Origin of the sequence: Variovorax frigidus (genome assembly GCF_051216515.1) — a bacterium.
Lineage (GTDB): Bacteria > Pseudomonadota > Gammaproteobacteria > Burkholderiales > Burkholderiaceae_C > Variovorax.
In genome coordinates, this window is record NZ_JBPJZF010000004.1 from 559,481 (window position 1) to 571,975 (window position 12,495).

At 69.5% G+C, this 12,495-nt stretch carries 11 protein-coding genes; 5 read left to right on the top strand and 6 right to left on the bottom strand.

Features of this window, described 5'->3' with window-relative positions; all coding sequences use genetic code 11:
- Positions 1 to 55: 55 nt before the first annotated feature.
- Together ACSFBC_RS14895 and smc are read right to left on the bottom strand one after the other, a co-directional pair.
- Positions 56 to 1,141 carry a cell division protein ZipA C-terminal FtsZ-binding domain-containing protein gene (locus ACSFBC_RS14895; protein WP_435511093.1) on the bottom strand — a complete coding sequence of 362 codons (1,086 nt, stop codon included), beginning with the start codon at positions 1,139 to 1,141 and terminating at the stop codon, positions 56 to 58.
- 16 nt (positions 1,142 to 1,157) lie between these two features.
- On the bottom strand, positions 1,158 to 4,670 hold the full coding sequence (gene smc, locus ACSFBC_RS14900) for a chromosome segregation protein SMC (RefSeq protein ID WP_435511094.1): 3,513 nt from the start codon (positions 4,668 to 4,670) through the stop codon (positions 1,158 to 1,160).
- 104 nt (positions 4,671 to 4,774) lie between these two features.
- On the opposite strand from smc, the gene ACSFBC_RS14905 reads away from it, so the two are divergent.
- The 4 genes from ACSFBC_RS14905 to ACSFBC_RS14920 all read left to right on the top strand — a co-directional run bounded on the left by ACSFBC_RS14905 (position 4,775) and on the right by ACSFBC_RS14920 (position 7,963).
- Entirely contained in the window at positions 4,775 to 5,551 is a 777-nt protein-coding gene (locus ACSFBC_RS14905) for a hypothetical protein (RefSeq protein WP_435511095.1), read from the top strand.
- A 42-nt stretch (positions 5,552 to 5,593) separates the two neighbouring features.
- A complete protein-coding gene (locus ACSFBC_RS14910) occupies positions 5,594 to 5,908 on the top strand; it encodes a helix-turn-helix domain-containing protein (protein ID WP_435511096.1) in 315 nt (104 codons plus the stop codon).
- Positions 5,905 to 7,206, top strand: a complete 1,302-nt coding sequence (locus ACSFBC_RS14915; protein ID WP_435511097.1) for a type II toxin-antitoxin system HipA family toxin — start codon at positions 5,905 to 5,907, stop codon at positions 7,204 to 7,206. Before ACSFBC_RS14910 ends, ACSFBC_RS14915 begins: the two co-directional genes overlap by 4 nt.
- A gap of 64 nt (positions 7,207 to 7,270) precedes the next feature.
- Complete coding sequence (locus tag ACSFBC_RS14920; protein WP_435511098.1) at positions 7,271 to 7,963, top strand: P-loop NTPase family protein; 693 nt, start codon at positions 7,271 to 7,273, stop codon at positions 7,961 to 7,963.
- Here ACSFBC_RS14920 and ACSFBC_RS14925 read toward each other — a convergent pair.
- Positions 7,933 to 8,817 carry a LysR family transcriptional regulator gene (locus tag ACSFBC_RS14925; protein WP_435511099.1) on the bottom strand — a complete coding sequence of 295 codons (885 nt, stop codon included), beginning with the start codon at positions 8,815 to 8,817 and terminating at the stop codon, positions 7,933 to 7,935. The genes ACSFBC_RS14920 and ACSFBC_RS14925 overlap by 31 nt on opposite strands.
- A 121-nt stretch (positions 8,818 to 8,938) precedes the next feature.
- Between ACSFBC_RS14925 and bla the strand changes: the two genes are divergently transcribed.
- Positions 8,939 to 9,805 (top strand): class A beta-lactamase, encoded by an 867-nt coding sequence (gene bla, locus ACSFBC_RS14930; RefSeq protein ID WP_435511100.1) that lies wholly within the window; start codon positions 8,939 to 8,941, stop codon positions 9,803 to 9,805.
- Positions 9,806 to 9,818: 13 nt separating this feature from the next.
- Here bla and ACSFBC_RS14935 read toward each other — a convergent pair whose 3' ends face one another.
- Genes ACSFBC_RS14935 through cysW form a run of 3 tightly spaced genes read right to left on the bottom strand, consistent with a single transcriptional unit; the run spans position 9,819 to position 12,332 of the window.
- Entirely contained in the window at positions 9,819 to 10,316 is a 498-nt protein-coding gene (locus ACSFBC_RS14935; RefSeq protein ID WP_435511101.1) for a disulfide bond formation protein B, read from the bottom strand.
- A complete protein-coding gene (locus tag ACSFBC_RS14940) occupies positions 10,313 to 11,413 on the bottom strand; it encodes a sulfate/molybdate ABC transporter ATP-binding protein (protein WP_435511102.1) in 1,101 nt (366 codons plus the stop codon). Before ACSFBC_RS14940 ends, ACSFBC_RS14935 begins: the two co-directional genes overlap by 4 nt.
- A 16-nt stretch (positions 11,414 to 11,429) precedes the next feature.
- Positions 11,430 to 12,332: a sulfate ABC transporter permease subunit CysW gene (gene cysW, locus ACSFBC_RS14945; protein WP_435511103.1), complete on the bottom strand. Its 903-nt coding sequence runs from the start codon at positions 12,330 to 12,332 to the stop codon at positions 11,430 to 11,432.
- Between the last annotated feature and the right edge of the window lie 163 nt (positions 12,333 to 12,495).

Below are 12,495 nucleotides of genomic sequence, written 5' to 3' on the forward strand. Positions count from 1 at the left end.
CGGCAGTAAGAAGAGGCGAAGCGACAGGACATGTGCGCGACGCCGGGAAAATCATCTAGCTGAACAGCCGCCGCGCCAGCGCGGAGCCCGCGCCCAGATCGCGCGAGTCGAGCATGTCGTAGAGCTCTTCGAGGTCGGCGCCGATCACGTCCATGGTCTCGTCGCGCAGCAGCTGGCCGTCGCCGTCGGTCACGACGCCGTCCATCTCGCGCGCCAGCGTGGCGGCCGACTCGCGCATGCGCACGAAGGGGCGCTCGGCGCGGTCGACCTGTGGCACGTCGAGGCTCAGCGTGAGCTCGCGGATCGCCGACTGCGCCGGGTCGTCGGCCAGCGCGGCCTGGGTGTCGAAGGACAGCCCAATGATCGGCGGCAGACCGGCCTCGCCGGCCGGCAGCACCATGCGACCCGGGATCAGTCCGGCCACGAAGCCCAGCCGCGCTGCGTTCTGCTGCACATAGCCGGGGCTCCACGCTGCATGGCGCGCGCGCAGCACGAAGCCCAGCTGCGCATCGTGCGCGCTGGCGAACTGGTCGAGTTCGCGGGCGCGCGCGACCTCGTCGAGCATCTCTGGAAACTCGGGCGTGCCGTTGAGCGTGTCGGCGAAGGCCTGGGCCTTGACGACGAACTCCGAGTACTCGATCTCGTTGAGCGCGCCGGTGCGGTTGGCCAGCTGCACGCCGACCTGGAAGGCGCCGTAGCGCTGGCCCGCCACCGGCGGCTCCCATTCGCCGTTGTGTTCGTTGAGCCCTTCGATGGCGACCGGCTTGCTGCCCGCGCGGCGCGTGGCCGGCATGGCGGCGATGGCGGCGTCGCCCGAGACCAGGCCGTCGAGCGAGACCGGCGCGATCACGTCGATCAGCGGATCGAGCCCGCCGCGACGGTCGGCCGTGGGGATCGGCAGCGCCGTGGGCGCGGGCAGGTCCGGGTCGAACAGCGGCTCGTGGCGCTCGTTGCCGGGCACGGGGTGCGGCTCGACGTGCAGCGTCGGCCCGTCGTCGGCGGACGCCGGGTCGAGCCCGGTAGGCGGCGGCGCGTCGGGCTGGCGCGGTGCATTGCGGCGCGAGGACCAGGTGTTGAAGGCCACCAGGCCGGCGAGAACGAGTCCGCCCAGGATGGCGAGGGCGACGGTGAGGCTGCTCATGTGGTGCGGGACCCGATCAGGCTTCGATCATGGATGCGGCGGACTCCATGTCCACCGCCACGATGCGCGACACACCCTGCTCCTGCATGGTCACGCCGATCAGCTGCTCGGCCATCTCCATCGCGATCTTGTTGTGGCTGATGAAAAGGAACTGTGTGCTCTTGCTCATGGCGGTGACCAGTTTGGCATAGCGCTCGGTGTTGGCGTCGTCCAGCGGCGCATCCACTTCGTCCAAAAGGCAGAACGGCGCGGGGTTGAGCTGGAAGATCGCGAACACCAGCGCGATGGCGGTGAGCGCCTTCTCGCCGCCCGAGAGCAGGTGGATGGTCTGGTTCTTCTTGCCGGGCGGCTGCGCCAGCACCTGCACGCCGGCGTCGAGGATCTCGTCGCCGGTCATCACCAGGCGCGCATTGCCGCCGCCGAACAGCTCGGGGAACATGCGGCTGAAGTGCTCGTTCACGATCTTGAAGGTGCCGCCGAGCAGCTCGCGCGTCTCGCCGTCGATCTTGCGGATCGCGTCCTCGAGCGTGCCGATGGCCTCGTTCAGGTCGGCCGACTGCGCATCGAGGAAGGTCTTGCGCTCGCTGGCCATGGCCAGCTCGTCCAGCGCCGCCAGGTTGACCGCGCCCAGCGCCGCCACCTCGCGGTGCAGCCGGTCGATCTCACCCTGCAGGCCGGTCAGGCGCACCTTGTCGGTCTCGATCGACAGCGCGATCGCCTCCAGGTCGGCCTGGGCGTCGGCCAGCAAGGTGGCGTACTGCTCGAAGCCCAGGCGCGCGGCCTGTTCCTTGAGCTGGAATTCGGTGATGCGCTGGCGCAGCGGATCGAGCTCGCGCTCGAGCTGCAGCCGGCGCTCGTCGCTGGCGCGCAGCTTGAGCGTGAGGTCGTCGTACTGGCTGCGCGAGGCGCCCAAGGCGGTCTCGCGCTCGAGCTTGAGCGACAGCGCATCCTGCAGGCCGGCCTGCGCGGCCGCATCCGACAGCCGGCCGAGTTCGGCCTGTGCGCGTTCCTGTTCGTCGGCCAGCGCCACGGTCTGCTGCGCGGCCGTTTCGATCGCGCGGCTCAGTTCGCCGCGGCGTGCGTCGACGCTGCGCTGCGTGAAGGTGGCCTCTTGCGCCTGGCGTTCGAGGCTGCGGTGCTGGTCGCGGCTGGCCGCCAGCGCGCGGCCGGCCTCGATCACGCGCTCGTCGAGCTGGGCGTGGCGCTCCTGGCTGTCGGCCAGCTGCATGTCGAGTTCCTCGAAGCGGCCTTCGGCGGCGACGCGGCGCTCCTGCAGGTCTTCCAGCTGCGCATCGACCTCGCCGAGGTCGGCGGCCAGCTGTTCGCTGCGCGCGCGGGTCTGCTCGGCCAGCTGCGTGAGGCGCAGCGTCTCGACCTGCAGTTCGTGCGCGCGCGATTGCGTCTCGCCGGCCTCGCGGCGCGCCGTGACCAGGCGCTGCGCCGCATCGGCGTACGCTGCTTCGGCGCGCACCAGCGCGGTCCGCGCCTCTTCGCTGAGCAGCGTCTGGGCGCGCAACTGGCGGTCGAGGTTCTCGATTTCCTGCTGGCGCCCCAGCAGACCGGCCTGCTCGGAATCCTGGGCATAGAAGCTGGCGCTGTGCGCGCTCACCGCATGGCCGCTCTGCACGAAGATCGCCTCGCCAGGCTGGAGCTGGCCGCGCTGGGCCAGCGCTTCCTCGAAGCTGGCCGCGGTGTAGCAGCCGTGCAGCCAGTCGACCAGCAGCGCCTGCAGGCCGGCGTCGTTGACGCGCAGCAGGTCCGACAGGCGGGGCAGCGTCGCGCCGCCGGGCGGCAGGCCGGCCGCGGGCGGGCTGTAGAAGGACAGCTTGGCCGGCGGGGCGTCGCCGCCGAAGGCCCGCACCATGTCCAGCCGCGAGACTTCGAGCGCACCCAGGCGCTCGCGCAGCGCGGACTCGAGCGCGTTCTCCCAGCCCTGCTCGATGTGGATCCGGCTCCACAGGCCCTGCAGCCCGTCGAGGCCGTGCTTGGCCAGCCAGGGGGCGAGCTTGCCGTCGGTCTTGACCTTTTCCTGCAGCGCCTTGAGCGCCTCGAGCCGGGCCGACAGCTCGGCATGGCGTGCGCCCTCGGTGTTGACGGCCTGCTGCCGTGTGCGGCGGTCGTCGTCGAGCTGCGGCACCGCTTCCTGCAGGTCCTGCAGGCGGGCATCGGCTTCGGCCGCGGCTTCCTGCGCGGCGGCAAACTGGAACTGCAGGTCCTGCAGTTTTTCCTCGTCGGGCGCGGCCAGCGCCTGCTTGTCGGTGCGCAGGCGTTCGCTGCGCAAGGTCAGCTGGCGGCTCTGTTCCTCGATGTTGCGCTGGTCGGCGGCCAACACCTGGATCTGCTGCTGCACCTGCACGACGGCCGCGCGCTGCGCATTGGCCTCGTTCTGGGCGCGCTGCTGCGCGTCTTCCAGCTCGGGCATGCGCGCATCGTGTTCCTCGAGCTGCGCGGCCAGCAGTTCGGCCTGCTCCTCGGCATCGACGCCCTGCCCGGCCAGGGTCTCGATCTCGACCTCAGCCTGCTCGCGGCGGCCGCTCCATTGGCCGATCTGCTCGCGCAGCTGGATCAGGCGCTGCTCGACGCGCTGGCGACCCTCGACCACGAAGCGGATCTCGCCCTCGAGCCGGCCGACTTCGGCGCTGGCCTCGTAGAGCTTGCCCTGCGCCTGGTTGACGTGGTCGCCGGCCGCGTAGTGCGCCTGGCGCACGGTCTCGAGTTCGGACTCGATGCGCCGCAGGTCGGCGGTGCGCGATTCCAGGTCGTTCAACGCGCGGTCGGCATCGGCCTTGATCTTGGCCTGGTCGGCCTCGCTCTCGGTGCGTTTGAGGAACCACAGCTGGTGCTGCTTGCGTGTGGCGTCGGCCGTCAGCGCGTTGTAGCGCGCCGCGACCTCGGCCTGCTTCTCGAGCCGCTCGAGGTTGGCGTTGAGCTCGCGCAGGATGTCCTCGACGCGCGTGAGGTTCTCGCGCGTGTCGCCCAGCCGGTTCTCGGTCTCGCGGCGGCGCTCCTTGTACTTGGACACGCCCGCGGCTTCTTCCAGGAACAGGCGCAGTTCCTCGGGCTTGGATTCGATGATCCGGCTGATCGTGCCCTGGCCGATGATGGCGTAGGCGCGCGGGCCCAGGCCGGTGCCGAGGAACACGTCCTGCACATCGCGCCGGCGCACCGGCTGGTTGTTGATGTAGTAGCTGCTAGTGCCGTCGCGCGTGAGCACGCGCCGCACCGCGATCTCGGCGAACTGCGCCCACTGGCCGCCGGCCCGGTGGTCGGCGTTGTCGAAGACCAGTTCCACGCTCGAACGGCTGGCCTGCTTGCGGGTCGTCGTGCCGTTGAAGATCACGTCCTGCATCGACTCGCCGCGCAGTTCTGAGGCACGCGACTCGCCCAGCACCCAGCGCACCGCATCCATGATGTTCGATTTGCCGCAGCCGTTCGGGCCGACCACACCGACCAGTTGGCCCGGCAGCAGGAAGTTGGTGGGCTCGGCGAAGGACTTGAAGCCGGAAAGCTTGATGGAATTGAGACGCACGAGGGGTCGTTCCGACCTGGCAAAAAAGCCAAGGTGTTGATTTGTAAGGAAAATTGCACAGCCGGCCGGCTGCCGCCCGAGGCCGCGATGATAACGTGCACACCATGCGCGATTCACTCTTTCCCCGAGCCCGCGACCGCCGCGCTTTCACGCTTCGCCGCACACGGATCGTCGTCGTGGCCGCGCTGGCGCTCGGCCTGGCCGGCTGCGCCGCCACACGCAGCACCGAGCGGGCCGAAAACTACGACACCCGGGAGTGGCGGCAATCCGGCGCCAACCGGATCGCGAACCTGGCGCTGCGCGACAACCTGCAGTCGATCCGCCGGGTGCAGCTCTCGCTCTACCGCCGCAATCCACGCGAATGGCGCAAGTGGGCGACCAGCCCCGAGGACGCGACCGAGCGCACCTGGAACGCGGTCATGCAGGGCACACCGCTGGCCGCGCTCCGGGGCACCAGCGGCATCGATGCGGTGCGCCTGGCCTTCGACGCCGGCCCGCCGCCCTACGCCGGGGACCGGATCGCCGCGCTGGTCTATGGCTGGGCCACGATGCTCAAACAGGCGAACGGCGACACCTGGGAGCAGACCATGATCGACGGCGTGAATGCCGAGAACAGCTACCGCGCCGCGCGCAACATGGAAATCTCTCTGTGGCTGATCGGCTCCAGGACGGGCCCCGACGGCCAGCCGCTGCTGCTGGCCACCGAGGTCAGCGAGCGCGGCCGCAATCTGCTGGTGGACCGCGAGCTGTCGAAGATCGTGGCGCGGCTCGACCTGCTGGCGGCGCAGGCCGACGAGAAGTACCGTCGCGCCGCGCTCGACTTCGCCCAGGGCTGGCTCATGGGCAGCCTCGGCCCCTTCCTGTCGATGGCCAAGCAATAGGAAACATATTTCCTTTTTTCCATAAAAAGGTATTATGTTGCCGTGGACAAAAAGGCACTCATCGAGCAACTGGCGGCGCGGCGCGATGCGCTCGGGCTCACGCTCGGCCAGGTCGCGGAACGCTCGGGCCTGACCGAGCGCTCGGTGCGCAATGCGCTGGGTCCGCAGGCCAATCCCCAGCTCTCGTCGCTGCTGGCGCTGGCCGACGCCCTCGAGCTGGAGTTCCATCTGACGCCGCGCGGCTTCGGCGCCCCCGCCAGCGCGGCTGACGACCCGGCCTACCGGCCCGTAGCCACGCGCGTGGGTGCGGCGGTGGCGGCGAGCCCATCGGGCAAGCCCCCTTCGTCCGCGTCATGAACGTCAAGATCCTCGAGATCGCGCTGGGGGGCCGGCCCTTCGGCCAGCTGTTCCAATACGCCGACCTGTGCCGCTTCGTGGCCGATCCGGCGCTGGTCGCGGCACCGCCCGCCGAGGTGCTGTCGCTCTCGATGGTGGCCGCCGACGCCGCGGTGCAGTCGGCGCTCTGGGCCGACGTGAAGAACCCGCTGTTCAACGCGCAGGGCGGCAAGCTGCCGCCCTACTTCCAGAACCTGCTGCCCGAAGGCGTGCTGCGCACCCACATCGCGCAGTTGCGCGGTTGCCGAGAAGACGATCACTTCGAGCTGCTCGCGGCCTGCGGCGGCGACCTGCCGGGCGCGGTCAGCGCGCGGCCGACCACAGTCGACCGTGCCACGCTGCAGCGCCTGATCACGCAGGACCAGGACGCGCTGGAGATGTCGGTGGTCGAGCTGCCGTTGCCGCAGGGCATCTCGGTGTCGGGCGTGCAGCCCAAGCTGGGGCTGCGGCGCCAGGGCGGGCGCTACGTGGCGCGCACGCGCGCCGGCAAGAGCACCCGCGTGATCGCCAAGCTGCCGGTGGCGGGCCGGTCGCACATGCCGCAGCTGGAGATGCTTTCGCTCGACCTGGCGCGTGCCGCCGGGGTCGAGGTCTGCCATGCCGAACTCGCGCCGCTGGCCGCGATCCACGCCGAGCACAGCTACGCGCTGCCCGACGAGCCCGACTTCCTGGCCGTCACCCGCTTCGACCGCGACGGCGCCCGGCGCATCCACTTCGAGGACTTCGCCCAGGTGCTGGCGATCGACCCGCAGCACAAGTACGGTGCCAGCTATCTCGACATGGCGCTGGCGATGCGCGCCTTCCCCTCGCTGGGCGAAGACGCGGTGCTCGAGCTGGTGCGCCGGCTGGTGGTGAACGACCTGCTGGGCAATCCCGATGCGCACCTGAAGAACTTCGGCGTGCTCTACCCCGACGGCCGCACGCCGCGCTTCGCGCCGGCCTACGACATCGTGGCCTACGCCGCGATGCAGGGCGTCGAGGGCCACGGCCTGCCGCTGATGCCGGCCGCACCGGGCGCCCGCACCCCGGCACCCCGCAGCGCGCTGTTCACGCCCACGCGCATGCGGGCCTTCTGCTTCGCGGCCGGCCTGCACGAGCCGCGGGTGCGCCGGGCCATCGCCGACACGGCACGCGCCGCGCGCGCCGCCTGGCCCGCGATGATCGCGGCAGCCATGCTGCCCGCGCCTTGGAAGGCCCGACTCGAGATCCGCCTTCGCGATCACGCCTTGCTCGAGGGCCTGGCAAGACGTGGCACCTAAAATGCTTCGCAGGTTCCAGAGAATCCTCTCCCCTTCTTCCCAACCCCTGACCAGGCACACCCTCATGAGCTCCCTCAATTTCATCGGCGGCGAAAAAGGTGGCGTCGGCAAGTCGGTCACCGCACGGGTGCTGGCGCAGTACTTCATCGATCACAGCCGGCCCTTCACCGGCTTCGACACCGACCGTTCGCACAGCTCCTTCACCCGCTTCTACGAAGGCTTCGCCTCGCCCGTGGTGGTCGACAGCTTCGAGGGCCTGGACAAGGTGGTCAACGGCTTCGAGAACAACCCGACGCAGAGCGTGATCGTCGACCTCGCGGCGCAGACGCTGGCACCGCTGTCGCGCTGGATCAAGGAATCGAACCTGCTCGACCTGTTCGAAGAAATGGGCGTGGCCGTCAACTTCTGGCACGTGCTGGACGACGGCCGCGATTCCACCGACCTGCTGGGCACGCTGATCGACACCTTCGGCGACCGCCCCAACTACATCGTGGTGCAGAACTACGGCCGCGGCAGCGACTTCGGCATGCTGCTGGCCTCGCAATCGCTGGCCAAGGCGACCGCGCACGGCGCCCGCGTGATCGCGCTGCCGCGCCTGCACGATGCCAGCATGCGCAAGATCGATGCGCAGAACAGCAGCTTCTGGAAGGCCGTGAACGACCGTGAAGGCCCGCATGCGCTGGGCCTGCTCGAACGCCAGCGTGTGAAGACCTGGCTGGCCACGACCTACGCGTCCTTCGACACGCTGCCGCTGTAGGCCGCGGCCGGCAGCAGCCAGCCGCGGAAAGCCTTCATCGCCTCGCTCTCCGGCTTCGACTTGAGCCGCGTGAGCCAGTAGCGGCCGTTCTGCGTCTCGGTGGCGAAGGGCCGCACCAGCCGTCCCTGCCGCAGCTCGCGGCCGAACATCGCGACCGGCAGCAAGGCCACGCCGGCCCCTTGCGCCACGGCCTCGGCCATGGTCATCGACGAATCGAAGACCGCGCCGCGCACCACCGGACATTCGACGCCCGCCGCCGCGAACCAGGCCGGCCATTCGTCGCTGCGGTAGGAGCGCAGCAGCGTCGTGCGATGCAGATCCGCCGGCCGCTGCAACCCGGCTGCCAGCACCGGCGCGCACACGGGCGACAGCGGCGACGGCATCAAGGGCTCGGCCTCGGTGCCGTGCCACGCGCCATCGCCGAAGCGCACCGCATAGTCCAGCCCTTCGCCGGCGATGTCGACCCGGTTGTTGTGGGTGAACAGACGCAGGTCGACGAAGGGATGCAGCTGCTGGAAATCCTGCAGCCGCGGCATCAGCCAGCCGACCGCGAAGGTGCCGACCACGCCCACCGTCAGCGGCTCGCGCGCCTGACCTTCGCCGAACTGCGCCAGCACGCTCTCGATGCGGCCGAAGGACTGCGCGAGCACCGGCAGCAACGCCGCACCTTCGTCGGTCAGCGCCAGGCCGCGCGGCAGGCGCCGGAACAAGGGCGCGCCAATGCGCTCCTCGAGCTTCTTCACATGCTGGCTCACCGCCGTCTGCGTGACGTGCAGCTCGAGCGCCGCGCGGGTGAAGCTGAGATGGCGCGCCGACACCTCGAAGGCGCGCAGGGCATTGAGCGGGAGTTGCATGGGTGCTGGACGGAATGCTTGAGGCCCAGATTTTCTTATGGCTCGCCCTCATTCTTAGCATTGGATTCGACGCCCGCCCTTCGATATCGTCCGACGCTCTATCACAACGAACAAGAGAATCATGCAGAGACGCCATTTTTCATTGGCCATGGGCAGCGCACTGGCCGCGCTCGCGACGGGCGCCCGCGCCGGCACCCCGGCGGACACCCGCATCGCACAGGCACTCCAGCGCATCGAGACAGAGAGCGGCGGCCGGCTGGGGGTGTGCATCCTCGACACCGCGGACGGCCGCCGCATCGGCCACCGCGCCGACGAGCGCTTCCCGATGTGCAGCACCTTCAAGTGGCTGGCGGCGGCGCTGGTGCTGCAGCGCGTCGAGGCGGGCCAGGAGACGCTCGAACGCACGCTGCCCATCGAACGCGCGGACATCCTGCCGCACTCGCCGCTGACCGAGCCCCGCGTGGGACAGCGCATGCGCATGGCCGCGCTGTGCGAAGCCGCCATCGTCCAGAGCGACAACGCCGCGGCCAACCTGATGCTGGACAGCTTCGGCGGGCCGGCCGCGCTGACCGCCTGGCTGCGCTCGCTCGGCGACGCGGTCACGCGGCTCGACCGCACCGAGCCCACGCTCAACGAGGCGTTGGCCGGCGATCCGCGTGACACGACCACGCCGGGCGCGATGCTCGACCTGCTGAACAAGCTGCTGCTCGGCGACGCCCTGAAGCCACCGTCACGCGAGCGGCTGCGCGACTGGCTCGTGGCCAACCAGACTGGCGACCTGCGCCTGCGCGCCGGGCTGCCGGCCGGCTGGACCGTGGGGGACAAGACGGGGGCCGGTGCCTTCGGCACCAACAACGACGTGGCCATCGTCTGGCCGCCGAAGCGGCCGCCGCTGCTGGTGACGGCCTACCTCACGCAGACGAAGCTGGCCTACGGCCAGAGCAACGGCACGCTGGCGGCCGTCGGCGCCCTGCTGCCGACGCTCTGAACGCGGATTGACCTCAGCGTGCGCGCCTGAACAGCAGCACGGTCAGCAGCAACGCGAAGCCGACGAAGCAGACGAAGGACCAGTTCGCGATCGACAGGCCGAGGAAGGTCCAGTCGATCTTGGTGCAGTCCCCGCTGCCGCGGAAGATCATGGGAATGGCGCGCTGCAGCGGGAAGGTTTCGATCATCCCGTAGATGTCACGGCCGCAGGAACCGAACTCGGGCGGGTACCACTGCAGCCAGCTCTGGCGCGCTGCCGTGTAGGCGCCGCCGACGGCCGTGACCAGCGCCAGCGCCGCGGCCGTCTTCTGGACCACCGGCTTGCCCGACAGCGCGGCCAGGCCGGTGAAGACGGCCAGCAGCACCAGGGCATAGCGCTGCACGATGCACATCGGACAGGGCTCGAGCCCGACCACGTGCTGCAGGTACATGCCGAAGGCCAGCATGGCCACACAGGCCAGGCAGATCAGCGCCAGGGCGCGGCGCGGTGCCGCGAAATACCAAGAAATCAAGGGGATACCCAGTCTTCCACGAATACCTTGGCCTTGCGTGGCGTGGCGACGACCGTGTCGCCCTCGACCAGACCCAGGTCCCGGAACTGTTGCGCAGGGAGTTGCGCTTCGATGATGGTTCCGGACGCAGGATTATGCTGATTCGATTCGACCGGCAGGAGTTCCAGCCGCGCGATCGGTCCGACCACGATCGCACGCGAAATCGTCGCGACCAGGCCGCCGACGGTCGAACCCGTGACATAGCGCTCGACCGTGAGGTCGTGCGGACGCACATAGGCGAGCGCCTTGCTGTCCTGCACGCTGCTGTGCTCGGGCGATTGCAGCCGGATGCCTTCGAGCTGCACCTCGCCCTCGTGGGCACGGCCGTGGAACAGGTTCACGTCGCCCAGGAAGCCGTAGACGAAGGGGCTGGCCGGATGGTCCCAGACCTCTTGCGGCGAGCCGACCTGCTCGATCCTGCCCTTGTTGATCACCACCACGCGGTCGGCCACCTCGAGTGCCTCTTCCTGGTCGTGGGTGACGAAGATCGAGGTGACGTGCAGTTCGTCGTGCAGCCGGCGCAGCCAGCGGCGCAGTTCCTTGCGCACCTTGGCGTCGAGCGCGCCGAAGGGCTCGTCGAGCAGCAGCACCTTGGGTTCGACCGCCAGCGCCCGCGCCAGCGCGATGCGCTGCCGCTGGCCGCCGGACAGCTGCGAGGGGTAGCGGTCGGCCAGCCAGTCGAGCTGCACCAGCTTGAGCAGGTCGGTCACCTTCTGCTTGATCTGCGCGTCGCTTGGCCGTTCCTTGCGCGGCTTCACGCGCAGGCCGAAGGCCACGTTCTCGAACACGGTCATGTGGCGGAACAGCGCGTAGTGCTGGAACACGAAGCCGACCTGGCGCTCGCGCACATGCACGTCGGTGGTGTCTTCGCCCGAGAACAGGATGCTGCCCTGGTCGGCCGTTTCCAGGCCCGCGATGATGCGCAGCAGCGTGGTCTTGCCGCAGCCCGAGGGGCCCAGCAGCGCGACCAGTTCGCCGGAGGCAATGTCGAGATTGACGTCGTTCAGCGCGCGGAAGTCGCCGAACTGCTTGCTGACGTTGCGGATTTCGATGCTCATGGTGTTCTCTTCTTCGTCAAGCCGCCGTGGCGGGTTGGGGCCGCTCGGGCGGCAGTTCGGCAATGGCCTTCATCTCGCGCTCGTGGCGCCACTCGATCACCGACTTGATGACCAGCGTGACCACCGCCAGGATGGCCAGCAGCGAGGCCACGGCGAAGGCCGCGACCGACTGGTACTCGTTGTAGAGCACCTCGACGTGCAGCGGCATGGTGTTGGTCTGGCCGCGGATGTGGCCAGAGACCACCGACACCGCGCCGAACTCGCCCATGGCGCGTGCGTTGCACAGGATCACGCCGTACAGCAGGCCCCACTTGATGTTGGGCAGCGTCACGCGCCAGAAGGTCTGCCAGCCGGTCGCGCCCAGCACGATCGCGGCCTGCTCCTCGTCGGTGCCCTGTGCCTGCATCAGCGGGATGAGCTCGCGTGCGATGAAGGGGAAGGTCACGAACACGGTCGCCAGCACGATGCCGGGCACCGCGAAGATGATCTTGATGTCGTGCGCGGCCAGCCACGGGCCGAACCAGCCCTGGGCGCCGAACACCAGCACGTAGATCAGGCCGGCGACCACCGGCGACACCGCAAACGGCAGGTCGACCAGCGTGGTCAGCACGGCCTTGCCGCGGAACTCGAACTTCGCGATGGCCCAGGCCGCGGCGACGCCGAACACCAGGTTCAGCGGCACGGCGATGGCCGCGGTGATCAGCGTGAGGCGGATCGCGCTCCAGGCGTCGGGTTCCTTGAGCGCCTCGAGGTAGGCGCCGAAGCCCTTGCGCAGCGCCTCGGTCGCCACCGCGGCCAGCGGCAGGATGAGGAACAGGAACATGAACAGCAGCGCGATCCCGATCAGCGTCCAGCGGACCCAGGGCGCTTCGGTGGTGCCGGCGGTGGCGCGGCGTATGACTTTTTGGGGAGCGCTCATTTATTTTTCCATGGCTCGAGATACCAGGGACATCGTGGAACCGGCTTTGCCGGGCCACGGATGTCGCCCCCTCGAGGGGCTGAGGGCCGCGGCTCCGAGTCTGCAAGTGCAGGCTTGGACGGCCAGAAGAGCCTCGGCCTCTGGCCGAGAGCACGGGGCGCCG

What these genes read in the sequence shown, in the direction of transcription:
- ACSFBC_RS14895 (WP_435511093.1), bottom strand. Translation starts at nt 1,141, where the DNA reads ATGAGCAGCCTCACCGTCGCCCTCGCCATCCTGGGCGGACTCGTTCTC.
- ACSFBC_RS14905 (WP_435511095.1), top strand. Translation starts at nt 4,775, where the DNA reads ATGCGCGATTCACTCTTTCCCCGAGCCCGCGACCGCCGCGCTTTCACG.
- ACSFBC_RS14915 (WP_435511097.1), top strand. Translation starts at nt 5,905, where the DNA reads ATGAACGTCAAGATCCTCGAGATCGCGCTGGGGGGCCGGCCCTTCGGC.
- ACSFBC_RS14920 (WP_435511098.1), top strand. Translation starts at nt 7,271, where the DNA reads ATGAGCTCCCTCAATTTCATCGGCGGCGAAAAAGGTGGCGTCGGCAAG.
- ACSFBC_RS14925 (WP_435511099.1), bottom strand. Translation starts at nt 8,817, where the DNA reads ATGCAACTCCCGCTCAATGCCCTGCGCGCCTTCGAGGTGTCGGCGCGC.
- bla (WP_435511100.1), top strand. Translation starts at nt 8,939, where the DNA reads ATGCAGAGACGCCATTTTTCATTGGCCATGGGCAGCGCACTGGCCGCG.
- ACSFBC_RS14940 (WP_435511102.1), bottom strand. Translation starts at nt 11,413, where the DNA reads ATGAGCATCGAAATCCGCAACGTCAGCAAGCAGTTCGGCGACTTCCGC.
- cysW (WP_435511103.1), bottom strand. Translation starts at nt 12,332, where the DNA reads ATGAGCGCTCCCCAAAAAGTCATACGCCGCGCCACCGCCGGCACCACC.